The organism is Anaerocolumna sedimenticola, from assembly GCF_009931695.1.
Lineage (GTDB): Bacteria > Bacillota > Clostridia > Lachnospirales > Lachnospiraceae > Anaerocolumna > Anaerocolumna sedimenticola.
In genome coordinates this window covers 5,134,304-5,159,956 of record NZ_CP048000.1, presented here as the reverse complement: position 1 = coordinate 5,159,956, position 25,653 = coordinate 5,134,304, and the positions used below count along the sequence as shown (strand labels likewise).

The 25,653-nt window shown below is 37.8% G+C and carries 19 protein-coding genes; 14 read left to right on the top strand and 5 right to left on the bottom strand.

Annotation, left to right across the window (positions count from 1 at the left end; translation table 11 throughout):
- The first annotated feature begins 1 nt into the window (after nt 1).
- The 8 genes from Ana3638_RS22980 (at nt 2) to Ana3638_RS22945 (ending at nt 13,199) form a co-directional block, all read left to right on the top strand.
- Nucleotides 2–2,929, top strand: coding sequence for an anti-phage-associated DUF1156 domain-containing protein (locus Ana3638_RS22980; RefSeq protein ID WP_161840111.1), 2,928 nt, complete (start codon nt 2–4; stop codon nt 2,927–2,929).
- Nucleotides 2,930–2,941: 12 nt separating this feature from the next.
- A complete protein-coding gene (locus Ana3638_RS22975; RefSeq protein ID WP_246240537.1) occupies nt 2,942–5,683 on the top strand; it encodes a phospholipase D-like domain-containing anti-phage protein in 2,742 nt (913 codons plus the stop codon).
- A 194-nt stretch (nt 5,684–5,877) separates the two neighbouring features.
- Entirely contained in the window at nt 5,878–6,234 is a 357-nt protein-coding gene (locus Ana3638_RS22970; protein ID WP_161840110.1) for a hypothetical protein, read from the top strand.
- A gap of 183 nt (nt 6,235–6,417) precedes the next feature.
- Entirely contained in the window at nt 6,418–7,329 is a 912-nt protein-coding gene (locus Ana3638_RS22965; protein ID WP_161840109.1) for an ABC transporter permease, read from the top strand.
- Between the two features lie 2 nt (nt 7,330–7,331).
- Nucleotides 7,332–8,252 carry a carbohydrate ABC transporter permease gene (locus tag Ana3638_RS22960; RefSeq protein ID WP_161840674.1) on the top strand — a complete coding sequence of 307 codons (921 nt, stop codon included), beginning with the start codon at nt 7,332–7,334 and terminating at the stop codon, nt 8,250–8,252.
- Nucleotides 8,253–8,508: 256 nt separating this feature from the next.
- Nucleotides 8,509–10,224, top strand: coding sequence for an extracellular solute-binding protein (locus tag Ana3638_RS22955; protein ID WP_161840108.1), 1,716 nt, complete (start codon nt 8,509–8,511; stop codon nt 10,222–10,224).
- Nucleotides 10,225–10,545: 321 nt separating this feature from the next.
- Complete coding sequence (locus Ana3638_RS22950; protein WP_161840107.1) at nt 10,546–12,417, top strand: sensor histidine kinase; 1,872 nt, start codon at nt 10,546–10,548, stop codon at nt 12,415–12,417.
- Nucleotides 12,414–13,199, top strand: a complete 786-nt coding sequence (locus Ana3638_RS22945; protein ID WP_161840106.1) for a response regulator transcription factor — start codon at nt 12,414–12,416, stop codon at nt 13,197–13,199. The genes Ana3638_RS22950 and Ana3638_RS22945 overlap by 4 nt, the downstream gene beginning before the upstream one ends.
- A gap of 94 nt (nt 13,200–13,293) precedes the next feature.
- On the opposite strand, the gene Ana3638_RS22940 is transcribed toward Ana3638_RS22945, so the two are convergent.
- Entirely contained in the window at nt 13,294–13,743 is a 450-nt protein-coding gene (locus Ana3638_RS22940) for a P-loop NTPase family protein (protein WP_161840105.1), read from the bottom strand.
- 532 nt (nt 13,744–14,275) lie between these two features.
- Between Ana3638_RS22940 and Ana3638_RS22935 the strand changes: the two genes are divergently transcribed.
- The 3 genes from Ana3638_RS22935 (at nt 14,276) to asnA (ending at nt 17,228) form a co-directional block, all read left to right on the top strand.
- Entirely contained in the window at nt 14,276–15,589 is a 1,314-nt protein-coding gene (locus Ana3638_RS22935; RefSeq protein WP_161840104.1) for a DUF4317 domain-containing protein, read from the top strand.
- 275 nt (nt 15,590–15,864) lie between these two features.
- On the top strand, nt 15,865–16,071 hold the full coding sequence (locus Ana3638_RS22930; RefSeq protein ID WP_161840103.1) for a hypothetical protein: 207 nt from the start codon (nt 15,865–15,867) through the stop codon (nt 16,069–16,071).
- Between the two features lie 152 nt (nt 16,072–16,223).
- A complete protein-coding gene (asnA, locus tag Ana3638_RS22925) occupies nt 16,224–17,228 on the top strand; it encodes an aspartate--ammonia ligase (RefSeq protein ID WP_161840102.1) in 1,005 nt (334 codons plus the stop codon).
- Nucleotides 17,229–17,426: 198 nt separating this feature from the next.
- Here the strand turns inward: asnA and Ana3638_RS22920 are convergent, their stop codons facing one another.
- Nucleotides 17,427–18,449: a LacI family DNA-binding transcriptional regulator gene (locus tag Ana3638_RS22920; protein ID WP_161840101.1), complete on the bottom strand. Its 1,023-nt coding sequence runs from the start codon at nt 18,447–18,449 to the stop codon at nt 17,427–17,429.
- Between the two features lie 403 nt (nt 18,450–18,852).
- Here Ana3638_RS22920 and Ana3638_RS22915 point away from each other — a divergent pair, with 403 nt between their 5' ends.
- The gene (locus tag Ana3638_RS22915) at nt 18,853–20,136 is read left to right on the top strand and encodes a Gfo/Idh/MocA family protein (RefSeq protein ID WP_161840100.1); all 1,284 of its coding nucleotides are present in this window, start codon (nt 18,853–18,855) and stop codon (nt 20,134–20,136) included.
- A 205-nt stretch (nt 20,137–20,341) separates the two neighbouring features.
- Nucleotides 20,342–21,352, top strand: a complete 1,011-nt coding sequence (gene galE, locus Ana3638_RS22910) for a UDP-glucose 4-epimerase GalE (RefSeq protein ID WP_161840099.1) — start codon at nt 20,342–20,344, stop codon at nt 21,350–21,352.
- Nucleotides 21,353–21,620: 268 nt separating this feature from the next.
- On the opposite strand, the gene Ana3638_RS22905 is transcribed toward galE, so the two are convergent.
- From Ana3638_RS22905 to Ana3638_RS22895, 3 genes are all read right to left on the bottom strand, one after another.
- Complete coding sequence (locus tag Ana3638_RS22905; protein ID WP_161840098.1) at nt 21,621–22,307, bottom strand: SDR family NAD(P)-dependent oxidoreductase; 687 nt, start codon at nt 22,305–22,307, stop codon at nt 21,621–21,623.
- A 12-nt stretch (nt 22,308–22,319) separates the two neighbouring features.
- Nucleotides 22,320–22,781: a VOC family protein gene (locus tag Ana3638_RS22900; RefSeq protein WP_161840097.1), complete on the bottom strand. Its 462-nt coding sequence runs from the start codon at nt 22,779–22,781 to the stop codon at nt 22,320–22,322.
- 101 nt (nt 22,782–22,882) lie between these two features.
- A complete protein-coding gene (locus Ana3638_RS22895; RefSeq protein ID WP_161840096.1) occupies nt 22,883–23,920 on the bottom strand; it encodes a LacI family DNA-binding transcriptional regulator in 1,038 nt (345 codons plus the stop codon).
- Nucleotides 23,921–24,731: 811 nt separating this feature from the next.
- Here Ana3638_RS22895 and Ana3638_RS22890 point away from each other — a divergent pair.
- A complete protein-coding gene (locus tag Ana3638_RS22890; protein WP_161840095.1) occupies nt 24,732–25,619 on the top strand; it encodes a TolB family protein in 888 nt (295 codons plus the stop codon).
- The last annotated feature ends 34 nt before the right edge of the window (nt 25,620–25,653 follow it).

Genomic DNA, 25,653 nt, shown 5'->3' with positions numbered 1-25,653 from the left:
GATGTTAGATTATTCAAAATCGTTTATAGAAGAACAGTTTCCAGTATCGAAAATATCTAAAGAGAGTTATAAAGAACGAAAATCAGGTGCTGACCAAACTTTAACCGGTTTGGGAAAATGGTGGGGACGTAAACCATTAGTAATGGTCAGGGCAATTATAATTGGCGCATTATTACCAGTGAGTGATGATTATAAAAAAGATAGGGATGTTTTTTTGGAAATAATGGGTATGTCAAATAATTGTTTACTGAGAAGAAAAATCAAACAGATTACTATAAAAGAAATATATAAAAATATATCAGAGGCAGACCAACAAAAATACTTTAATATTATAAATGATAGTCCCAAAATTAAAGGAAGATTATCAGCTAATGATAAAAAATATCTACAAGAAATGGCATTTTTAAACTTATCATATGATGATAAATTGACTTATTGTATTAGATCAGAACAGATGAGTGATGAAAATATTAATTGGCACTTTGTAAATGCTCACTTAGAAACTAATGCACACAGCATAGAAACATTAGTTAATGAATTATCTATTAAAAGGTATAGAAAAAATGTTGTAGTTGGTGATTGTTTTGCCGGTGGTGGGTCTAATGTATTTGAACCTGCACGTATGGGATGCGATGTAAGAGCTTCTGATTTAAATCCAATTGCAGGATTACTTACTTGGTCTGATTTAAATTTGATTGGAAGTACACCAGATAATTATAATAAAATTACTGAATTTCAGAATTTATTATTTGATACTGTAGTTGATAAAATTGATAAATTAGAAGTAGAAGATAATGAAAATGGTGATATAGCGAAATTTTATGTATATTGTAATGAAATTATTTGTCCAGAGTGTGGATATAAAGTACCATTATTACCTACGTTGGTGTTTAATGTAGATAACAAGTCAATCATTGAATTAATAGAAGAGCCAGAAACAAAAACTTATAATTTCAAAATGCTCATGAATGTATCAGAGGAAGAATTAAAACAGGCTGATAAGAAGGGGACTGTATCAGATGCTGCGCTTAATTGTCCGCATTGTAGAAAATCAACTTCTATTTTGGCTATTCGAGGTGGTGGTGATTCTACTAAAATACGTGATTGGGATATTAAAGATTTTATACCTAAAGACAATGATGTATTTACAGAAAGACTATATGCTATTAAATATATTACACTAAAGGATAAAAAACAAAGAGAGGTATTTAGAAAAAAAACAGGAATAGACAAACCATTTGGGGATACATATTATGCTATTCCAACAGAAAATGATCTTAAGAGAGAAAAGAAAATTATAGAATATGTTAATAGTCATTTTGATGAATGGCAAAAAAGAGGCTATTTGCCAATAGCAGAAATTGAAAATGGTGAAAAAACCATAGAACTTGAAAGATCAAGAGGATGGAAATATTGGCATCAACTATTCAATCCACGTCAGTTAATGATGATTGGCATAATGGCGGAAACAATAAGTCAACTTGCGGATACAAAAGAGAAGTATGCAATTGGTATGCTTATTTTGCATAAATGTTGTGATTCTAACAGTAAATTATGTCGATGGAGAACAAACTCAAGACAAGGAATTACAGAAAATACATATTATAATCAAGCGTTAAATACATTGTATAACTATGGAGTGAGGAGTAGTTTCTCTTTGTATACTGTAGCTAATTTAAATTTTGTTAATTATCCAATTAAGTCTAATAAAACAGTTGTTTTAGAGGATGCAAAATTAATAGATTATAATTGTAATATATGGATTACAGATCCTCCATATGCAGATGCTGTAAATTATTCTGAGTTAAGTGAGTTTTTTATTGCTTGGGATAGGACATTATTATTGAAGGCGTTTCCTGAATGGTATGTAGATAGTAAAAGAGCTTTAGCAATAAAAGGTACAGGTAAGTCTTTTAATGAGTCTATGGTTGCTGTATATAGTAATCTTACCAAACATATGACAGATAATGGTATGCAAATAGTTATGTTCACACATCAAGATACCAAAGTATGGGCAGAACTATCTATGATTTTATGGAGTGCTGGTTTACGAGTTACCGCTGCCTGGTGTATAGCAACTGAAACAGATGCTGTTGGTATCAAACAAGGAAATTATGTAAAGGGAACAGTCCTTATGATTTTGAAAAAACAATCATCAGAGGAAACAATCTTTAAAGATGAACTTTATGAGGAAATAAGAGATTCTGTTAAAGAACAAATTGATTCAATGCGAGAACTTGATAAAAATGATAATCCTGATTTCACAGATGGTGATTATTTACTAGCAGCATATGTTGCAGCTTTAAAAGTACTCACATCATATAAGAATATTGCGGGATTGGATGTTCAGTATGAGTTACAAAAAGCAAGAAATAATCCAGAAAATAGCCCAGTTACACAACTTATTAATATAGCGAGAAAAGAGGCAAACGATTATTTAGTTCCATCTGAAATATCGACATCGGTATGGAAGAAATTGACGGCGGAGGAAAGGTTTTATATTAAAGGCATTGAATTAGAATTAAAGGGTAATAAACAAATGTCTTCTTATCAAGAGATTGCAAGGGTATTTGGAATACGAGATTATACAGCTATGTTGGCTAATACTAAAGCTAATTGTGTAAGAGTAAAAAATGCTTCTGAATATAAGTCATCTGCTATGAATGATGAAAAATTTGGTTCATCTTTAATTAGAAATATTTTGATGGCTATCTATGTATCTGTAAGAGATGAAAATGCATTGTCTGGAAGAAATTATTTAAAATCAAAGTTTGAAGAAAATAATCAATATTGGAAATATAGAAACGATATTATGGAATTGTTGGACTATCTTGGAAAAGCGAAAGAAAAAGAAAATATGCCAAAATGGAAAAATGATTCAGAATATGCGCTGATGTTACGAGAAGCTCTGAGAAATGATAGTATTTAAAGAAGGGACATAATGAACAAATATTCATCAAGAAGAGATGATGTATTCTCATCTCTTCTTAATAAAAGGTTGAAAGATGCAATTTCATATGACAGAATAGCAGGGTATTTTTCATCATCACTACTTGAAATAGCGGGCGAAACTATTGAGCAAATGGATGGAAAAATTAGAATTATTTGTAATTCTGATTTAGACATAGATGATGTAAAAACTGCTCAATTGGCTGTTAATGCTATTCGTAAGGAATGGTGCGATTTTAAACCAGAAGAAATTCTATGTGACGGTAAAAATCGTTTTGAAAAGTTATATAATCTGCTTCAATCACAAAAAGTAGAAATAAAAGTTCTGCCAAGAGAATGCTTTGGATTAGTACATGGAAAAGCTGGAGTCATCACTATGAAAGATGGTTATCAGACAGCATTTCTTGGAAGTATTAACGAATCATTTTCTGGTTGGAAATTAAATTATGAATTAGTATGGGAAGATGATACAAAAGAATCTGTGGACTGGGTTCAAGAAGAATTTGATACTTTATGGAAAAATCCTTATGCTGTTGATATTAAACAGGTAAAGTATGTTGTTGATGATATTAAGCGAATTTCGAAGCGTATAGAGGTAACTTGTGATAGATGGAAAGAACGTCCAAATGCTGGAGCTGCAGTTGTAGAGTCACCTGTATATAGGACAGGTTTTGGTTTGTGGGATCATCAAAAGTATTTTGTTAATAAAGTCTTTCACGACCATATTAAGAAATATGGAGCTAGGTATGTATTGGCAGATCAAGTCGGTTTAGGTAAAACGGTACAACTTGCATTATCTGCGCAATTAGCTGCATTGTATGGTGATAGGCCTATTTTAATAATTGTGCCAAAGACTTTAGTAGTTCAATGGCAAGATGAATTGAATACGTTGTTAGATATGCCTTCTGCTATTTGGGTGGGAAAATGGATTGATGAAATTGGCAATGAATATATGAATGATATTACTCATTGTCCTAGAAGAATTGGAATTATAAGCCAAGGCATTTTAATAAATGGATCGGAATCTTGTAGAGAAATTCAAAATCAATTATTAATAGGAAATTATGAGATGGTCATTTGCGATGAAGCTCATAGGGCCAGAAGAGCTAATCTCGGGGAGAATAAAGAATATCAGAGTCCTGAAATGAATAATTTATACAAATTTCTGTTTGAAATATCACCAAAGACAAAAAGTATGCTATTAGCTACAGCCACACCAGTACAGATGTATCCTATTGAAGCATTTGATTTATTAAATATATTATCTCAGAAAAATGATTCTGTTTTAGGAAGTTTAACTTCATTTTGGAGAAATAGAAATAAAATACCTGATAGTTTGAAGTATATTTCTGGTGAGAAGACTCTTAATGAAGAAGAAATATATGAATATTGGGAGTGGATTAGAAATCCAATGCCACCAGCGGATGAAAAGAATAAAGATTTTATGGCGATTCGTTCTGCGTTTGATATGGATGAAGAAGATTTTGTGGCTCAAAAGACTATTTCTGATATGTCAGGCTCAACAAAATCTAGACTTCAAGATCTGATTGACAATAATTTCTTTCAAAATGCTAATCCGTATATAAGACATATTATCAGAAGAGAGCGAGCAGCTTTGGAAAATAGAAAAAACCCAGAGACAGGACTTCCGTATCTACAACCAATTAAAGTGGTTTTGTTCGGTGAAGACGCGGGTGGTATTTTAACCTTATCTGGATATTTGAAAGATGCGTATTTAAGAGCAGAAGAATTCTGCGAAATGCTTAAAGAAAGAAGTAGAGCAGCTGGTTTTATGAAAACTCTACTACTTAAGAGAATTGGAAGTTCTATGATTTCTGGCTATTTAACAGGTCAAAAGATGTTAAAAGAGTGGGGAGACGGTAATATTTATGACGAAGATGATGATGAAGAAATATCATTCGATTTAAAGGATTTGACCCTTGAAGAACGAAAAAAGCTTGAGGAATTTGTAAATATACTTGGAGTAGCACTAGAAAGTAATAACAGAATTGATCCTAAATATAATAAGGTTATAGATATTCTGAACAAAGGTGTAACTACTGAAAATGGAGTCTCAACTGGTCCTTGGAAAGACTTGGGATGTATCATCTTTACTCAATATTATGATACTGCAGAATGGGTAGCAAAAAATATTTCTGAAGACTATGTTGGTGAAATAATAGGTGTATATGCAGGTAGTGATAAGTCATGTGTGTTTATTGATGGAATACCTAAAAAAGAAACAAGAGATAATATCAAAAAAATGGTAAAAGAAAAGAAACTTAAAATCATTGTAGGTACGGATGCTGCTTCTGAAGGGTTGAATCTGCAATCGCTAGGGACTCTTATTAATTTGGACTTGCCATGGAACCCGACCCGACTAGAACAACGAAAAGGCCGTATTCAGAGAATTGGGCAAGTTAATGATACTATTTATCTTTATAATTTAAGATATAAGGATTCTGTTGAGGATAGGGTACATAGCTTGCTTTCAGTAAGATTAAAAAGTATTTATAATTTATTTGGTCAGTTACCAGATATGTTAAGTGATGTTTGGATAGATGTGGCTTTAAATAATATTGATGAGGCTAATAAACAAATAGGTAATATTCCAGATAAACATCCTTTTGATGTAAGATATAACGATAATGTCGCAACCATAGAATGGGAAAAATGTGAAGAAGTATTAAATAATATTGAGATTAAGAAAATACTTATGAAACGATGGAAATAGAGTGACCTATATCTTAACAATATTTAATTCGTAATCATTCAAAGGGAGAAAGGTAATTTACATTGTGAAATGAGAGGAGTATTCTTTTTTCTAAAGAATTATTATATTAGCATCCTTGTAACTATCTAGTTACAATATAACTGATTTTTCAATGTATAATCAATCTATATTGTTACCTAGAAAGGAGTACATTCATGCAAACCCCAGAAGTATCCAAAGAAGAAGTAATCCGCTTCCTTGAATGGATGGAAGAAGATCCCACGCAGTGGGAAGAGATTTTAGGAGAAAGAAGTGTCGACTTAGTTGCCCCGGTGAAAACCTTGGAAGACTGTGATGCATTAACTTTCAGCGGTTTATACAGTGTAATGATGATGATATTGTTCAGTGAAACCGACGTAATCGCGATCAGAGCATTAAAGCGTCTGGCAGCCAAATCGTTGATTCAGAAGATTAAGGACATAGGTGCCCTAGAGACCTCCAAAGAAATCCTGGAACTCTTGAAAGAAGAGTGGGAAAGGAGTGACCGGGAAACCAAATTGCTGGTTAATTAACAGGCAGGGTAATGAATCTGTCAGGAGAGAATCTCCGGATGTGTATCAGTATAGATACACACCGGAGATTCTTTTTTTGTACAATATATGTTATAGAAAACCAAAATCTATTGGGTTGTTTGCCGGAAGTGCATATGTTAAATTAGTAGCATACGGCATACAGGAAAAGGAAGTGATAAAAATATGGATAAAAACAGAAGTTTTTTGTGCAATATTAAGAGATACAGAAGCCGGTATATTATGATCATGATCGGTATCACCTGCCTGGTATTGTTCAATTATATACCCATGGTTGGGCTGCAGATTGCATTTCGGGACTTTAAGCCGGGCAATACCATATGGAATGCAAGATGGGTTGGGTTTGATAATTTCTGGTTTCTTAAGGACAGCGAATTCTGGCGGGTCGTTAAAAATACCCTGGTGTTAACGGTATGGAAGTTCGCGGTAACGTTCCCGGCACCGATTATTCTGGCGCTGCTGATCAATGAAGTAAATAACCTCTGGTTTAAAAAGATCGTACAGTCGATCACGTACATACCCCATTTTATTTCCTGGGTTGTAGTTGCATATATGCTGGATTCTTTCCTCTCTCCCTATAACGGAATCATCAATGGGTTTATAACAAAGGCCGGAGGAGCACCGGTATTTTTTATGGGAGAGACAAACTGGTTTGTTCCTTTGGTAGTAATAGCAAGCCTTTGGAAAGAAGTCGGCTGGGGAACGATTATTTATCTTGCCGCCATAGCCGGGATCAATCAGGAGATGTATGAATCGGCCAAACTGGACGGTGCCGGTAAATGGAACCAGGTAAGGTATATTACATTGCCCTCGATTCGGCCGACCATCGTATTATTATTGATATTGAGTATTCCAAATCTTCTGAATGCAGGCGTGGATGCCATCTATCCCTTAATGAATAATGCGAATCTGGAGGTTTCTACGGTGTTGGATACCTATGTGCTGATCAACGGTCTGCAGCGAGGGCAATACAGCCTGGCAACGGCAGTGGGTATGATTTCCTCAGTCATTAGTTTACTGCTGATTCTGTTGGCAAATAAAATGGCGAATAAAATCAACGGAGAGGGGCTGTGGTAGAAATGGCTGGAAAGAGAAACAAAATTAAAAGAGGTTTTGGCGAGAAAAGTTTTCGAAGGGTTAATACGGTGTTTTTGTTTTGCCTGTGCCTGATAACAATATATCCCCTTTATTACATTATTGTCTATTCCTTTAACGAGGGGGTGGATTCCTTAAAGGGCGGGTTATACTTTTGGCCCAGAATCTTTACGGCTTTTAACTACGAATATGTATTAGGGAATGGTAGCTTACAGAAAGCTTATCTGATAACCATAGGACGGACCGTGCTTGGAACCTTGCTGGGATTGATCGTAACGGGAATAACGGCTTACGGGTTTTCCTTTAAGGACCTGCCTTATCGGAAGAAACTTATGCTGGTGGTTCTGATCCCCATGTTATTTAACGGTGGGTTGATCCCTTATTATATCCAGTTGTCCAACCTGAAATTGGTGGATACCTTCTGGGTGTATGTTATCCCGGGGATGTTCAATATTTGGAATATGTTTGTGATGATGAAATTCTTCTCCGAGATTCCGATCAGCTTAAGGGAAGCTGCGGTAATGGACGGCGCGGGAGAAGTAAGAATACTCCTTAAGGTGATCCTGCCCTTATCTAAGCCCGTACTTGCAGCCATCGGCCTGTTTGTGGCGGTATACCATTGGAATGACTGGTATTCCGGGGCTTTTTATGTCAGTTCTTCTAAGCTGCTTCCGGTACAGACCTACCTGCAGAGGTTATTTGAAGCAGATAACTTGGGACTGATAACAACTAACAGCACAATTGTGGCAGAAGCGGCGGCAAGAGAATCCCAGACCTCCCAGATGACGGTGACCTCCGTCAAGATGGCGGCGGTAGTGATTGGGACCCTTCCGATTCTGTGTGTCTATCCCTTTGTACAAAAGCATTTTGTAAAGGGTATGCTGATTGGTTCTGTAAAAGAATAGTTCTAAAAGATTCTTAAATTTTAAAACAACCGGAAACGGTGTGAATAATCTCGCGAATGACATGCGAGCCAAAAGCCTCGGATAAGAGGCTGGAAAAGAATAGCAAAAGACGCTATTCTTCAGGAGTTATGCCTATAAGGCATGGCGTTAATGTGAAAGAAAATATAATAAAGAAAGGATTGCCACATAAGATTCTTTCACACTTTTATTTGTGGCAGTAACACATCTGCGGGCAGATGTGTTATGGGGTGTTTTTATGAAACTGAAAAAGGGTATTACGCTATTGTTGGTTCTATCCATGCTTTTCTCCCTCACAGCCTGTAAAGGAAGCGGAAAGGAAAACAGCACACAGACGGGAGGGGTAACCAGTCAGGCAGGGTCTGCGGCATCGGATGCGGAAGGCTTTTATGTGCCTGAGGATAAGGGAGGAAAAACAACGGATCAATTCTCTATCTGGGCGGGCTGGACCTCGGAAAGTCCCAATACGACTACCGTACAGCAGGTCATGAAAGAGAAGCTGGGTATTGATTACAAGGTGGAATACATGCAGAGTACGGATTACATGACCACCTTGAACTTAAAGTTAAGCAGCGGTGCCGAACTTCCGGATGTATTTATCTTTCCCTATGATAAATCCGTGGAAAGTGCATTGACCACTGCGGACCGGGTAATGAAACTCAATGATGTTTACACCAGTGACAAGCTTAAGAATATTCCGAATATTGATTCCAAGATTCAGGATTACATCAAAACCGGCTCCGGAGATTTATGGTGGATACCCGGTTATTATGCCCTTGAATATGATGAACCCTGGGGAGGCTGGACCGTTGATGCCTGGTGGGTCAGAACGGATCTTTTAGACCAAGCCGGTAAAACGAAGGAGGACCTTAAGACGATCAATGGAATGGAAGATACCCTCCGGGCATTTGCCAAATTAAAAGACAGTAATGGTAGTCCCATCATTCCCATGTCCTTTGTACAGGGAGAGAATCATCAGGAGAGGATCATATTGGCTTCCTTTGGTGTTGATACGGCAAACGGTGTCAGCGGTATGCCTGGGGTTATGGATAGTAACGGAGAAAAGGTATTTCTCTATGACAACCCCAACTATAAGGAAGCTTATAAATGGATGAACAAGCTTTACACAGAAGGGCTGATCGATATGGAAGCCACCACCATGTCCAAGGAGAGATTTGCAGAAAAGATCGAAAGCGGACAGGTCGGTATGTTTACGACAGACCTGTGGGAATCGGGCTTAAATGAGACCTGGAAGAATTATGACAGCGGCAGCGACAGTGTGACCTTTTATTATGAACCGGTAGCAGACCCCGAGGTACAGGGTGTGGAGAGAGCTTATACCTCCTATGTGAATCCCAATCCCGGATATATGGTATATATCAATAAGGATACCAAACATCTGAATGCAGTACTTAATTTCCTGGAATGGGCCAATGAACCCAGTCCTTACAGAGGGCAGGAAGTAAATGAAGGACCTGAGGGTGTGCTCTGGGATTTTACGGATAAGGAAGCCGGTACCTGGGATTTTGAAGCCGGGTACAAAAAGGAAAGGGACTCCGGAGACAGTGCCCGGGTTGCAGCCTGCACCCATCAGCTTTGGCAGTTCGCCAGCTACAGTAATAAGTGGTATGCCTGGTGGAATCAGGATACCAAAGGAAATAAGGCAGGCGGAGGTCTGGTGTCAAAATGGTGTAAGTATATCAGCAGTGAGGTCGTAAACCACAGGGCCATCAATGATATGGATTCCGTCAGGGCGGATGTGGACAGCACCATTGCCACGAACCTGGAAGCACTGAATAATGTTGTGGATGAATATTCCGCCAAGCTGATCATGGCAGATTCCGATAGTAAATTTGAGGAGGTCTATCAGGAGTTTCAGAAACAGCTGGACTTAAGGGCTCACTGGTCGGATATGAAAGCAGAATGGCTTTCCTTATATGAAGGACAGAAGTAACGATTCCGTACAACCGAGAAAAGAGTATAAATAACGGACTCAAATAGAATTCCGGATAAATCAGCGTAAAACATTTGGCTCCCAATATGCGAATTTAAATTTATTTTGAATATTTTTGTGAGTTTAAGCATCATGCATGTACTGTTTGTTAGAACCGCCGTGACGGTATAGTTACAAAGCAAAAAAAGCGGCCTCCTTCCACTTAATAAAGGATGGGACTGTTGTAGAATAGCTTAATATACCTATTTATCAGGATTGGATGTATAATAAATATTAGTATTCGATACACCCAATCCGGTTGATGGAGTTTATTAAGGTTATTTGGCAGCAGGCCCTGATTTTGTTTCCGAAACAACAGGATTTGGAAAACATTTTAACCTGCGCAGCAGGTATAAGGGTAGAGCCAGGCAGTGCAGCGGACCTAAGAATATCTGCTTTAACTTGGGAAAAAGCGCAGAAATGGGGGATAATTTGAAGACGATAATAAAAGGTCTGTTGGTAAGGTTAAGTCATTCCATCCATTTAAAGTTAATTTTGATTTATGTTCTATCCTTACTGGTCGTTCATCTTGTGACCTGGTGGGTTTTATCCGTCTTTCTGTTCCAGCCCCAGGAAAAAGAGAGAATGGATAATATGCATTACAATTTGGAGAAAATCGTGGGCAACATACGAAATATCAGGGAAAATTACGACAATATTCTTTACCGCTTATGTAATAACCGTATCATTTATAAATCCCTGTCCGATAAGTGCCGGAATTATGAAGCGGTGTGGGAAGCTTTGACCAATATCAAATATACCCTGAATGAAGATATGGCAAGATCCTCTATCATTAAAAAGCTGGAAGTATACCAGCAGGGAAGTGACATCGGGCAGGACGGCAGATATGTCTATGCCGACGGGTTTGAGGAAGAAAAACTGACAAGTTCGGACTGGAAGCTGGAATCCATCGACGGTACCGTGTTATTATGCAGATATCAGAAAATTTTCTCCTTATACAATGATACCAGAGCATATTTAAAGATTGCGGTGGAGAGCCAGGAAGCTTTTGGGGATGCTGTGGAATTGGAACTGGACATGAATGGGTTTGCATACCTCACCGACGGGAATAACAGGATATTGGCTTCTTCTGATCCGGGGGCAGGTGTTACCTATTTATCCGGTGTGCTGCCCGGACATGAATCCGATTATAAGGACGGAGTTTTAACAAAACAAAAGGATGTCATGATCATAAAAGGGCCGGTAGATGAGAGGTGGAATGTGTGGCTGGTGGTATCTGCCAGACAGTATATGGATAAGGTAAACCGTGCCAAAAGCATCGCAGGAGCCGTATTATTAGGATATGGTTTCTGCTCGGCCATAGCTTTAAGTCTTCTCTTAAGCCAGGTATTTGGCCGGTTAAAGAAGTTAGGGGAGAGAATGGAACGGTTGAAAGGGGATATCAGCTATATAACAGTTCCGGAGCGGTATGATGAAGTAACGGCTTTGGAAATTAAATACAACACCATGCTTGAGAAATTGGAGCATACTATTGAGGAAATGGCCGAGGTCAAAAACCAGAAGCAGAAGTTTGAATTAAAGAGCCTGGAATCCCAGATCAATCCCCACTTCTTATACAATACCCTTGGAGTGATGCGGTGGGAAGCCTTAGAAAGTAACAACAGTAAGCTGGCGGCTATGATTGATGATTTGACAGCCTTTTATCGGCTTTCTCTGAATAAAGGGCAGGGTCTGCTAAAGGTGGAACAGGAGATTAAGCTGGTGAAAGCGTATGTTAATATCCAGCAGATGCGCTGGGATTATGTGGTGGATGTAAGTATCAGTATGGACCCCGGGATCAGTGAGGTTATGGTGCCTAAGATGATACTCCAGCCCCTGGTGGAAAACATCTGGCTCCATGGAAATATTACGGCGGAAGGAAACCAAAGAATAGAGGTATCTGCGAAAAATGCAGGTACCTACGTGGAATTTAAGATTTGGGATAATGGGAACGGGATCTCCGAGAGTATTTTAGAGAAATTTAACGGAAATAAGGAGATAGCTGAGGATTCCTTCGGTATTGGCATCCAGTTTATCCATAATATTTTAAAACATTACTATGGAACAGATTATGTCTATGAGGTGAGCAGCAAGAAACAGGACGGTACCCTGGTACGGATTATGCTGCCTAAAGAAATGGGAGTGATGAGTTGAAGGTATTGGTTATTGATGACGAACCGGTTCACGTACGGGGAATGATAAAACATATCAATTGGGGAAAGTTAGGCTTTGATAAGGTGGTAGGGAAACACAATGCGGCGGAAGCGTTGCGGTTATTGCAGGAGGAACCCTTTGACCTGGTTCTGACGGATATCAATATGCCGGAAATCAGTGGTCTTGAGTTGATACGAAGGATAAACCTGTTTGGAAAACAGCCAGGAATTATTATCGTCAGCGGCTATAACGAATTTACCTATGCCCAGGAGGCCATCCGCCTGGGAGTCTGCGCTTATATCTTAAAGCCGGTCAAACCGGAGGAAGTGGAGGAAAATGTACTTCTTCTGGCGGAAAAGAAGCAGTGGAATATAATGGAGAGAGATAGTAAAGTCGAGTTCGCCCTTTTAAATGATATTCTTGAGGAACCCGTAACCGACGGCACTGAGCGTAAGAATCTGCATCCGGTTATAACCAAGATACTGGTTTATATCGGTAAGAATTATACCAGGGATATTACGGTGCAGGAGCTGGCGGAAGAATTCTGCATGAATGAGAGTTATTTAAGTGTCTTGTTTAAGAAAGAAATCGGCATCAATTTAAGCAGTTATATGCAGCGGTACCGTATCAACAGGGCGATGGAACTGTTAAAGAATTCGGATATGCGTATCAGTGAGATTGCTTACCGGGTAGGTTACCAGAACCCCTGTTATTTCACGGAACAGTTTAAAAAGGTATTCCAGATCACACCCAGCGAAGTAAGAAAGACTACGTATTTATAAGGAAACGAAGTGACAAAGACCAGGGCAAAATCCCTGGCCTTTTTCAGAGATGGCAGATAGCAACTGTAATGATTGACTGGTATACTGCCGGGATTTAAGCACAGATCCCTTTCTCTTTTTCCTCGCTCCATTCTCTTAACAGCTTTTTCGTTTCTCTTCTGCTCTGAATCACGAAAAATGGTTTGTCCGGATATTTGTTATGTAGATCCATTATTTTGCGTTTACGTGTCTTGGAGAAATTCCATACCCCTTTAAAAAATCGTAAGAATTCCAGATCAAATCTCTCATGCAGATACCCGGGCATGTCCGAACGCTTTTTGCCCAGTCTTTTAACAACTCCGGATAAACATACAAAACGGTTGAAATCCAGGAATATAATTAAATCTGCCGATTGAAACCGCAGTTCCATTGTGCTCGTATGATTCCCCTCAATAATCCATTTTTCCTTTGCGGTAAGCTCTTTCTGTATCTGGATCCATTCTTCTGCGGACGGTGCCTCCCAGTTCGGGCGCCAATACTCCAGATCAAGATGAACGAGCGGCAAACCTGTGATACCGGACAGTTCCTTAGACAGATAACTTTTGCCGCTGCCGTTATTGCCAATAATAATAATTCGATGAAATTTAAATATATTCAGACGATCACTTCCTAATTAATAATTTTTTGGTACATCAATCAAATAACCGGACCGGGTATGCAGGATAAACATTCAGAGGAGATAATAAAACGAAAGTGTAAGTGTGACTAAACCGAGGTCTTTTGAGTACCTCCTCCGATAATTTCAGTAATCGGAGTTAAGTAGCCCAGTTATTTTGTGAATGATATACCAGTTCATTCCAATTTTTATTATAACAGAATAACGTCCTTAAAGATACAACAAAGCATTTAAAGTAACAACAAAGCTCCCAATCGATGGAATAAGGGCCAACCTTTGTCTAGGCAATAATACTTAATTTCTTACTTATCGCGAAAAGTTAATAAATTTCTACTTTGATTTATTATTTTCAATGATTTATAATAAGAATTCAGAGAGCCTTTTATTTTAGAATGTGTTAATTGATCATGGAGGTAAGTTAATGAATAGAAAAGAAGTATTTGAGATAAAAAGCCGGTTAAAGAAAACCGGATGTACATTCACGAAAATGTGTGGGTGTTATGTAAATGCAGAGAAAGAAATCCTATTAAAACTGAATGAAACATTTTTAAATCTGGAGGAAGAAGAATTTTATAAATATCTGGACATTGCGAAAAAAACACTCTCCGGAACTTTAGGCAACAATCTGTTAGAACTGGCATTCCCATTAGAGGAAGAAAAACCGGGCGGCAAACAACAGTTTTTAATGGGACTCAGGGAAAGTAAATTAAAAAATGAAGAACTGTTAGAGGCCTTTTATCAGCTCATTATTGACAGTTATGATTATGCGGGAAATTATCTTATCTTAGTCTTCCATGATGCTTATGATGTTATGACAAAAACATCGGACAACCGCAGACTGGATGAATCGGAAGAAGTATATGAATATTTAATTACGGCAATCTGTCCGGTTGCACTGACCAAGCCGGGACTTGGTTATCTGGAAGACGAGAATAAAATCGGACCGAGAAAACGGGACTGGGTTGTGGGAGCGCCGGAGAACGGATTTATCTTCCCGGCATTTACAGACCGCAGTACGGATATTCATTCAGTTATGTTTTATGAGAAAAATCCGGTGGAACCCCATAAAGAATTAATGGATCTGGTACTTGGCTGTCCGGTAAAAACTACCGGTGCCGAAAAGAAAAATATCTTCCAGAATATAATTAAGAATTCGGTCGCCGATTCTGAAAAAAGCACCAGAATCTTTAGTGATATTCAGGAAAGTCTGGGACAGCTTGCAGAGGAGCAGGCAGCGGCAGCAGAAACCACGGAAGAACCTGTGGTGTTAACAGGTGAAACCGTTCAGGAGATTTTAGCTGAAACCGACCTGTCGGAAGAGCTCATATCCAAAATCGAAACGGCCTATACGGAAAATTTCAGTGAGGAACCGCCTGCCATAGAACACTTGATTGACAAAAAAATATTAGCGGAAAATGAAAAACGAAAAGTAGAAAAGGCTCTGGTAGAAAAAGTTCAGCAACTGCAGGTGAAACTGGAGGAAGTGACGAAAGCAGCCGGTACTTCTAGGGCTTACGGTGAATTAGACACCCAGCCGGAAGATACGGATTCTGAATATAATATGAATCATGCTAATAATGAAAACAGCACCGGGGACAACTATGATATCATTCTTCAGGTAAAACCCGAGAAAATGAATCAAATCGTATCACAGATTATTGATGGTAAGAAATATATTATGATTCCTGTGGAGGAAGATGAACAGGCTAAAGTAAACGGAACGATGATTTCGTAAGTTACATAAAGATGTCTGAATCAACCGTCAGACATCTTGATTGCTATATAAGTAACCCGGTAGAAAAGAAGTTGAGGAAGAGTTAATAGTTTCAGGACGACCTGCTCATGCAGCTATTAAGAGAATTGTTGAAACGTGGGACGCGTATCATCTCATACTAAAAATTTATCTGTGGAAGAATTTAGTACGGCATGGATGCAATTGTGGTTTGATTTAGTTAATAAAAAAATATGAAATACATATAATTGTAATATAGCTTAGCAGGAGGATAGTCCATGAAAGATATGCTTTACCAAGTTTATTGTAAAGAACAAAAAAAAGTCATTCCGGTATTAATACCGTATGAAAATGATGGACTTGGTGAGTACATAAGGTGCGATAAAGAAGAGTGCACTTATAAACCTGTTAATGGATGTAAGCAAGTCAAATGTCCCGCAGATGAGATTTTCAAAAATGCACCGGAAAGAATTCATACATTGTAATTGAGCATCCTTCGGGGTGCTTTTTTATTATTTTTTTAATAAGAATGTAAGTTTTGATTGTAATATATATATTTATATTTATAATAGTAAATACAGAGTTAAATTTGGTTTAAAGTATTATTTACAAAAAGAATAAATTAGGAGGTATTTGTATGCATTATATACCAGAGGGGTATTCCAGCAAGACCACGCTAAGGGAAACCGAAATCGCAATCAAACTTATTAAAGATTATTTTGAAAATAGTTTGGCAAAAAAGTTGAACTTAACCAGAGTTTCGGCGCCTTTATTTGTATTGCCTGAAACAGGATTAAATGACAATTTAAATGGTGTTGAACGTCCGGTTTCCTTCACCGGAATTGGTACACAAAATAGAAAATGTGAGGTAGTCCAATCACTGGCGAAGTGGAAAAGAATGGCATTAGAAAGATATAAGTTTGAGTCCGGCGAAGGCTTGTATACCGATATGAATGCAATCAGATGTGATGAAACATTAGATAATATTCATTCTATTTATGTTGATCAATGGGATTGGGAAAAAGTTATTTTAAAAGAAGAAAGAACCATTGAAACATTAAAAGATACGGTTAATAAAATATATGAAGTATTTTTAGAAACCGAAAAATTCGTGGATAGTAAGTTTGCTTTATTTGAGGCCAAGTTACCGAAAGAAGTAACATTTATTACAAGTCAGGAGCTTGCGGATTTATATCCTGATCTTTCTGCAAAAGAGAGAGAAACGGCTTTTGTGAGAGAAAAGAAGGCTATTTTTATAATGAAAATAGGCGGAACTTTAATAAATGGTGAAAGGCATGACGGACGCGCACCGGACTATGACGATTGGAACTTAAATGGTGACTTGATTTTATATCACAATCTTTTGGACATAGCATTTGAAGTTTCCTCCATGGGAATCAGGGTTGATGCGGAAGCTATGGATAGACAGCTGACGGAAGCAAATGCAAATGATAGAAGAGAATTACCGTATCACCAGGATATATTGAATAATCGCTTACCATTTACGATTGGAGGCGGAATCGGTCAGTCCAGAATTTGTATGTACTTCATGGATAAGGTACATATTGGTGAAGTACAAGCTTCCGTATGGGAAGATGACATGCTGGAGTACATGGCTGAGAAAGACGTTGTAATCCTATAAAGTGCGGACAGGCCGAAAACACGGAATTATTTTGTCAGGAACCTGTCTAAACCTGCCGGCTGACTTGATTTTTGAGACGTTTAGAGTTGTGAAGCAAAAATTAAACAGAGTCTTAATGATAAAATCTTTTCTATTAATTTAATATCATTAAGGCTCATTTTATATGCCCTTGTTACTTCGATCTCTTCGTCTGGTAATTTAAGTCGAACTGCGCCTGATTAAACTGGTAGGTAAAATTACTTTTTTCGGAAGAAGAGTATCGCCGTCCATTCTGGCAAGCAGCAGATCCGCTGCAACCACACCGATTTCCCTGGTGGGAACATCAAATGTTGTCAACGGCGGATTGGAATATTTGGAGACTTCAATGTTGGAAAGTCCTATGATAGCTATATCGTCGGGAACAGATATGCAATTATCATAGAAACAGCTTAAAGCAGCCATTGCCATTAGATCACTTCCGGCAAAAAACGCGGTTGGGTAATTATTTGTTTGAATTAAATCATTCACTTTCTCAATACAAATATCTTCATCCCAGGAGCAATCTATGACCCATTCGGGTTTAACTGTCAGGCCCGCCGTTAGTATAGTATTATAATAACCTTTATAACGTTCACTATTCTTGAGATTTTTGGTTGGGCCGCCGCCACCGATATAACCGATATTTTTATGCCCCTTATCAATCAGATGCTGTACAGCCATACATGCAACATTATAATGATCATATCCGACATTATCTATGTCACCACGTTTTGTATCAATTCCGACAATATAAGGCACTTGATTTTTTATAAAGTCATAACTTTCGTTGCTAAGCGGAACCATTAATATTAATCCGGTAACGGGCTCACTGAATGTTGTAAATAATTTTTGCTTGTCCTCAAGTTCATATCCGGTTTTAACAAAAGAAATTTCATAACCTTTCTCAGTCAGCCGGGACTCTATTCCGCTTAATATGGACATAAAATAAGGGTCATTGTATTTTTTTTCAGTAACACTTAAAACACATCCTATTTTAATATCACTTTTTATTGATATATTTGCTGCTTTTTTCGATTTTATCTTTGCAGCTGAGCTGGATTTGTAATTCAGTTTAGTTACAGCCTGCCATACTTTCTCCCGGGTTTCATCCGTCATCTTATAAGTAGAATCGTTATTAAGTACTCTTGACACAGTAGCAGTTGATACCTGTGCTAATTTCGCCACATCGCGAATTGTACTCATTCTATAATCCCCTTTCAATAATAAATATAAAAATATTTATTTTGTTACGTAAAATTTACGTTGGTGAATTTAAAATAATCTAGATACTAGATTATATTATAACGAGCGGATTGTCAACATTCAAAACATTATATTATGTCATGGGAAATTCGGTGTAAAACAAATCGAAACAATTGGATTTTCAATAAAATAAATTCTGAAGATAATAGAAAAAATTTGTTTACATCTTAATTGGCAGGTGATATAATCACATCATAAAGTTTACTAAACTTACGTAACAAATAACGTAACAAAATCGGAAAGAAAGTACAAATGTAACAGTATATTGTAAACAGTTCGGATATAAGAGTGATTACAAAAGATTTTATAATCTAAATAATAATACATACGGGAGGTATCTGATATGAAATTAGCATTAGTAGGTGCGGGGCAAAGAGGTATGACATATGGGAGTTATGTCTACCAAACTAAAAAAGCTGAAATTGTTGCTGTAGTAGAACCTGATGAAACCAGAAGAAAGGTGGCGGCAGATTTATTTAAAATATCGGCAGATATGCAGTTTGCATCCGTGGAGGAGTTTTATCAGTTCGGAAAGGTAGCAGATGCAATCATTATAGCATCAATGGATCGTGATCACTACAGCCAGACAATGGCTGCCCTGGATTTGGGTTATCATATTCTTTTGGAAAAACCTATCTCACCCAATCCAAAGGAGACGCTGGAGATCAAAGAGAAAGCAAATAAGTTAAACCTTAACGTAGTTGTCTGTCATGTATTGAGATATACGAACTTCTTTTCCACCTTAAAAAATATCATTGACAGTAATGAATTAGGTAAAGTGGTTTCAATTCAACATAATGAGAACATAGGTAATTTTCATATGGCACACTCTTTTGTAAGAGGGAATTGGAGAAGCAGCACCTTGTCCAGCTCTTTAATCATGCAGAAGTCCTGCCATGATATGGATATATTAACGTGGCTGACAGACAGCGAAGCAAAACGCATTTCTTCTTTTGGAAGTTTGAGATACTTTAAGGAAGAGAATGCACCGGAAAATAGTTCAGACCGGTGTTATAACTGTAAAGCTGCAAAAGATTGCAGATTTGATGCCAGAAAAGCCTATTTACCCGTAGCGGGGAGCTGGCCGGCCACTCTGTTATCCCAGGATCAAAGCGAGGAAGGAATTCTGAAAGCAATCGAGACAGGACCTTACGGAAGATGTGTATACCGGTGCGATAATGATGTTTGTGATAATCAGGTTGTTTTAATTGAATTTAAAAATGGGGTGACCGTAAGTTTTAATCTCAGTGGTTTTACGAATAAAATATGCCGGACCATTAAAATTATGTGTGAAAACGGTGAAATACGAGGTGATGACGGTACTAATATCATTGAAATAACAAAGTTTGGCTCCAATGCTGTAGATCAGTATGAACAGAGAGTCATTCATCCGGGTATTGTAATGGGAGCTCACGGCGGTGGTGATGTAGGCCTGATGAATGATTTTATAGATCTGCTTAATAAAAAAAGCGGTTCCATTAAATCATCGGTTAATCAATCGGTAGAAAGCCATATCATGGCCTATGCAGCGGAAGAATCCAGAATCAGCGGTAAAATAATCGATATAGATGAGTTAAAAGAAAATCTGATGCAGGAAGTACATAACAAAAGCGCAGGAAACAAATGACAAGAGAAGGATTTTGTGCTAAAATTGAGGAAGCACTTTAGGAAGAATACCAATTAACGTAAACATGATGAGATGATCATAGTATTAATAATATATAATTGAGTAGAAGTTAAAAGAAAACACTTTTAACGTTAAAAGTTTGTGCCGCTTCATCTCCGGCGCATACTTCAGATGTGCAAAAACATGCGCAGAAATGGAGGTAAATATGGCAATTTTAGTTACCGGCGGTGCCGGGTATATCGGAAGTCATACCTGTGTTGAATTATTAAATTCAGGATATGAAGTTGTTGTCGCGGACAATTTAAGTAATTCCAGCGAAGAATCCTTAAAGCGGGTTGAGCAAATTACCGGTAAAAAGATTAAGTTTTATAAGGTTGATTTATTGGATCGGTCTGGGCTTAAGGAAATATTTCAAAAGGAAAGAATTGATTCCGTCATACATTTTGCCGGTTTAAAAGCAGTGGGAGAATCGGTAGCGAAACCTTTAGAATATTACCATAACAATATAACGGGAACCTTGATTTTATGTGATGTAATGAGGGAATTTGGAGTTAAGAAAATTGTATTCAGCTCTTCTGCCACAGTTTATGGAAACCCCGCCACAGTACCAATTAAAGAGGACTTTCCTCTGTCTGCCACCAATCCATATGGAAGAACTAAGCTCATGCTGGAGGAAATATTCGGGGATATTTATAATGCGGATCAAAGCTGGAGTATTATAATGCTGCGGTATTTTAATCCGATAGGAGCTCATAAAAGCGGATTAATCGGAGAAGATCCCAATGGAATTCCTAATAATTTGGTTCCTTATATTACACAGGTTGCGTCGGGAAAATTAAAAGAACTCGGGGTATTTGGAAATGATTATGATACTCCGGACGGAAGCGGAATCAGAGATTATATCCATGTTGTTGACTTGGCAATTGGCCACGTAAAAGCCATAGAAAAAATAAATAATGAATCCGGCATTTTTATCTATAACCTGGGCACAGGTATGGGTTACAGTGTATTAGATATGGTAAAAGCTTTTTCTAAGGTATGTGAGAAAGAAATACCCTATGTTATTAAACCCCGCAGACCAGGGGATATCGCTGTCTGTTATGCAGATGCCTCTTTAGCGGAAAAAGAACTGGGTTGGAGCGCACAAAGAGGTATGGAAGAGATGTGTGAGGATGCCTGGCGTTGGCAGAAAAGCAATCCGAATGGCTATCGATAGAGGTATTTCCTTACTAAATAAGAAAGTGTTGATATCATATTTCATCTGCCGGATTATTTTTGGTAAAACAGTTAATGTATGATAAGTAGTCACTTATATCATAGAAAGGGCTGCTGCAAAATTCTTAGAGTATTGTCTTGCAAGTTAAATACACTTAAGATTTTTGCAGCAGCCCTTTTCCAGGAAGGAATATGAGATTATCAAACAATTTTGTGAGCAGGGAAATAATGCAAAGCGTTTTGATGAATTATAATAATGTTTGTTTCGTTTAATAATTCATTTTGTTTCCTTTGTAATCAATATACCAGCAGTCGCGGGAAACAGGTGTTTCACCGCTTAGAAGACGGCAGAATCCCGCGGCAGATTCCTCCGGTTCGATTTGGGCTGTTGTTCTGCCCATATCCGTATTCATCCTGCCGGGATGTACTGCATAGAAATTGACATTCTGAACGGATTGATTCAGTATGCCGCATGCTTTTGTTGCCGCGGTTTTAGAAAGAGCATAACAGGGTACCCAGGTACCGCAATTTGATATTCCAATCCCTTCCGATGTTACCAGGAACACATTTGCCCCGTCTTTCAGGTAAGGAAAGAGGTATTTTACGGCGGTAACTGGGCCGGCAACATTGATTTCTAATGTCTTTTTAAGCTCCGTTATGTCACATTCATGCAGCAGATTTGTCCGGTCGCCCTCTAGCAGAACACCTGCAACAATACAGGCTGCATCAATCTTTCCAAGAAATTCACTGCACTTTTTGGCACCTTCTTCAATCTGTTTTTCATTTGTTACATCAGCCTCAAAAATAAGCAGAGAATCACCATACTTTTCCTTGAGAGCAAGGAGGCCTGACGTTTGGCTTATTGTACCGGCAGCAACGTGAAACCCTTTATTAAGCAGCTGCTCCGTAAGACATAGGCCGAGCCCTTTAGCAGCACCAATTATAACGGTATTCATATAAGCCTCCAATCAATAGCTTTCAAGCAGCTCAATAATACATTTCATGTCTTTGTTTGCGTCCATGTAGGCGTATTCGCCATTACCGTCACCGTATTTACCGCGCTGTACACATTTCATACCGGAGTTTTCAAAATTACTGATTTTAGCATCCGTATTTTTAACCTGGAAAGCAATGTGATGGATTCCCTCCCCATGTTCATCAAGAAAATCCTGCCATGTGCTCTTTACACCATTAGGCTGTATCAGCTCTATCTGTGTGTTGGGACCGACATCAAAGAATGCCATAAAACAGTTAGCGTCGGGAGCGGGTTTGCCATCTACGGTTGTACCGGTTATGTCGTATGTACCTCCGTCGCAGGTTGGCGGGACTGGTACTCCGAAGAAGTCTGCAAAAACTTTCTTTGACTTTTCAATATCACGTACGATAAAACCGACTTGTGCAATTTGATTGTTATCAAGAAATCCTGGCATATAAAAACCTCTTTTCTTATATTATTTTAAAACAAGTTATGATACCTGTTTTAATTAACTAAAAAGACAAGATGAGCATTGGGAGTCAGCAGAAATAAATGTTAATCGATACGTTTGCACGAACTGCGCTCCGTGAATGTTCCGGGAATAAATATATCTGTTTCCACATCTTCTTTATCCTCTATCACGTCTATTACCCGCGAAACAAGAGAATAGAACATATCTTTGAAGTTAAAAGATATTGTCGTAAGCGGAGGAGTACTATGCTCACCGGTTATGTCACCGTCATTGCCAATAACGGAAATATCCTCGGGAATTTTTAATCCATATTCACTGCATGCCCGATAAACACCAAATGCAACCGAGTCATTACTGGCGCATATTGCTGTAGGATAATCACCGTTACAATTGTATAAAAGTGATTTTGCGGCTTCGTAACCGCTTTCTTCTGTAATTCCGCCGTAACAGAGCCACTTGTTCTGTATAGGGAGGTGGTGTTTGAGCATTCCCCGTAAATAACCCTCATGCCGCTGCATGGAGCTGAACCTGCTCATATTTCCATCAATAATCCCAATTTTTCTGTGACCAAGGCCGTAAAGGTAATCTATGGCTTGTTCCCCGGAGGTACGGTCAAAATTTACGGTTATACGGTTCCTGGTAGTTTCATTTTCGTGGTAATAATCGAATAGTCCAACAATCTTACCGAGCCCAAGAAGCTCGTCAATAAACGGCTCATTGTTGTCGGCACCTACAATTATGCCGGCATCAATACGGCCCTCCATAAATATTTTCTTAACATAATTAATATTGTCATCACTGTCCAGGTCACCTAAAATGCAGGTCAGTACCAGATAACTGCGTGAAGCGGCAGCTTCTATCGTATTGACGAAGAAACTGCTTGTGAGAGGGCTGTTTGCGATATTTCCGCCCGATGCCCAGAAGAAACCGATGGTATTCATCTGCTTTCCTGTTAGAAGCTGACCGGAAAGCTGGGGATAATAGTGATTTTCCTGTATTACTTTCATAACTTTATCTCTGGTCTCGGGTGGGATATTGGAGTAACCATTAATAACACGGCTGACTGTGCTTCGTGAAACGCCGGCCATCTTAGCGATATCATTACTGGTAATTTTCTTCATCTTTGCATCCTTTCAAATGTAATTTTTTACAAAATAAATTACTCGCATGGGACTAAACTGATTCTATTACAATTGAGAGGAAAATGTAAATATAAATCTTAAAAAACAAATAAAATCAATGAGAATGCAGTCCTTAATGCAAAATATAGGAGTAAAATTATGAAATATAAATGATGGATATAAACACGTGTTACTTTAGAGAAATAGTATCATTATAAAATAATTATGTCAATAATAAAAAAATAATATTTTGAAAATCGTAAATAATTGTTCAATATTTACATATATATTAAATATAACCTGTATAAAATGCCAAAATATAAAAAACACGTGTTATAAAAGTTAATACTGTTTTATATGAATAGGAATACATACTTTTAAGAAAATAGTATTTACATATATTCAAAATAATTTAAGAAAAGTATAAAGTGCTTTAAGAAACCATGTATTTATGGTATATGGTATTTGAATATAACTTATCAAAATTACTTTTGTCATTTTAATGAAAACAAATAGAAAATTAATATAATTTGTCAAAAATGCTTACAATATAACACGTGTTAACAGCGTTAAATAGAGGTATATCATGATAAAATATTCCGTTTAAACTAAATAAAATATTCGAAAAATCAATTTATATGTTAGATATGCATAAAAGAAATGAAGAAATAGCATAAATATTAACAAAAATATAAAATATACTTGAAAACACGTGTTTACTATGATATTGTTAAGACAGAGTGCAAGAGTTATATTTTGCCAATACATTGACATTTAGTTCCATATTCTATACATAAAGGAGTATTTGGTAATGCAAATTATTGATAAATCTAATCCATGGTACCGTGATAACGACGAATCGATCCTTGAAATCTATGATATTGAAAAGAAAACCAGAGAGGTAATATATGAATTTGATTATCTCATAGAAGCACCAAACTGGTCAAAAGACGGTAAATACCTTACCTATAACAGTGGCGGTAAGATTTATAAATTTGATCTCGCTACGAAAGAAATTGAGGAAGTTTTCAGCAGCTTTGTAACAAACTGTAACAATGATCATGTACTTTCTCCAGACGGAAACGATATAGCTGTCAGCCATGGAACGAAAGAAGACGGTAAATCAAGAATTTACACACTTCCTCTTACAGGGGGTGTGCCCAGGCTCATAACTCCCCTTGCTCCAAGTTATTTGCATGGCTGGTCGCCAGACGGAAAGATGCTTACTTACTGTGGGGAAAGAAACGGTGAGTATGATATTTATGCGATTCCCGCAGAGGGGGGAGAGGAAATACGACTTACCGATGCCCTGGGGTTGGATGACGGACCGGAATACGATCCGACCGGAAATTATATCTGGTTTAACTCGGTTCGTACGGGACTTATGCAGGCCTGGCGTATGAAGAAAGATGGTTCTGAGCAGACACAGATGACTTTCGATGAGGAGTGGAATACCTGGTTTCCCCATATTTCGCCGGATGGAAAAAAGATTGTTTTGATTGCTTATAAAAAAGGTGACCTGAAACCTAACGAACATCTTCCACACAAAAATGTTGAGCTTCGCCTGATGCCTGCTGAGGGCGGAGAAGCTGAGACTGTGGTGAAACTTTTCGGCGGGCAGGGAACTATAAATGTAAATTCCTGGTCACCTGACAGTAAGAAATTTGCCTTTGTAAGTTACAGGATACGAAAGAGCTGAATAGTCAGCGGGGAGAAAAAAGGTAAGGTAATGG

What these genes read in the sequence shown, in the direction of transcription:
- Ana3638_RS22980 (WP_161840111.1), top strand. Translation starts at nt 2, where the DNA reads ATGTTAGATTATTCAAAATCGTTTATAGAAGAACAGTTTCCAGTATCG.
- Ana3638_RS22975 (WP_246240537.1), top strand. Translation starts at nt 2,942, where the DNA reads ATGAACAAATATTCATCAAGAAGAGATGATGTATTCTCATCTCTTCTT.
- Ana3638_RS22970 (WP_161840110.1), top strand. Translation starts at nt 5,878, where the DNA reads ATGCAAACCCCAGAAGTATCCAAAGAAGAAGTAATCCGCTTCCTTGAA.
- Ana3638_RS22965 (WP_161840109.1), top strand. Translation starts at nt 6,418, where the DNA reads ATGGATAAAAACAGAAGTTTTTTGTGCAATATTAAGAGATACAGAAGC.
- Ana3638_RS22960 (WP_161840674.1), top strand. Translation starts at nt 7,332, where the DNA reads ATGGCTGGAAAGAGAAACAAAATTAAAAGAGGTTTTGGCGAGAAAAGT.
- Ana3638_RS22955 (WP_161840108.1), top strand. Translation starts at nt 8,509, where the DNA reads ATGAAACTGAAAAAGGGTATTACGCTATTGTTGGTTCTATCCATGCTT.
- Ana3638_RS22935 (WP_161840104.1), top strand. Translation starts at nt 14,276, where the DNA reads ATGAATAGAAAAGAAGTATTTGAGATAAAAAGCCGGTTAAAGAAAACC.
- Ana3638_RS22930 (WP_161840103.1), top strand. Translation starts at nt 15,865, where the DNA reads ATGAAAGATATGCTTTACCAAGTTTATTGTAAAGAACAAAAAAAAGTC.
- asnA (WP_161840102.1), top strand. Translation starts at nt 16,224, where the DNA reads ATGCATTATATACCAGAGGGGTATTCCAGCAAGACCACGCTAAGGGAA.
- Ana3638_RS22920 (WP_161840101.1), bottom strand. Translation starts at nt 18,449, where the DNA reads ATGAGTACAATTCGCGATGTGGCGAAATTAGCACAGGTATCAACTGCT.
- Ana3638_RS22915 (WP_161840100.1), top strand. Translation starts at nt 18,853, where the DNA reads ATGAAATTAGCATTAGTAGGTGCGGGGCAAAGAGGTATGACATATGGG.
- galE (WP_161840099.1), top strand. Translation starts at nt 20,342, where the DNA reads ATGGCAATTTTAGTTACCGGCGGTGCCGGGTATATCGGAAGTCATACC.
- Ana3638_RS22905 (WP_161840098.1), bottom strand. Translation starts at nt 22,307, where the DNA reads ATGAATACCGTTATAATTGGTGCTGCTAAAGGGCTCGGCCTATGTCTT.
- Ana3638_RS22900 (WP_161840097.1), bottom strand. Translation starts at nt 22,781, where the DNA reads ATGCCAGGATTTCTTGATAACAATCAAATTGCACAAGTCGGTTTTATC.
- Ana3638_RS22895 (WP_161840096.1), bottom strand. Translation starts at nt 23,920, where the DNA reads ATGAAGAAAATTACCAGTAATGATATCGCTAAGATGGCCGGCGTTTCA.
- Ana3638_RS22890 (WP_161840095.1), top strand. Translation starts at nt 24,732, where the DNA reads ATGCAAATTATTGATAAATCTAATCCATGGTACCGTGATAACGACGAA.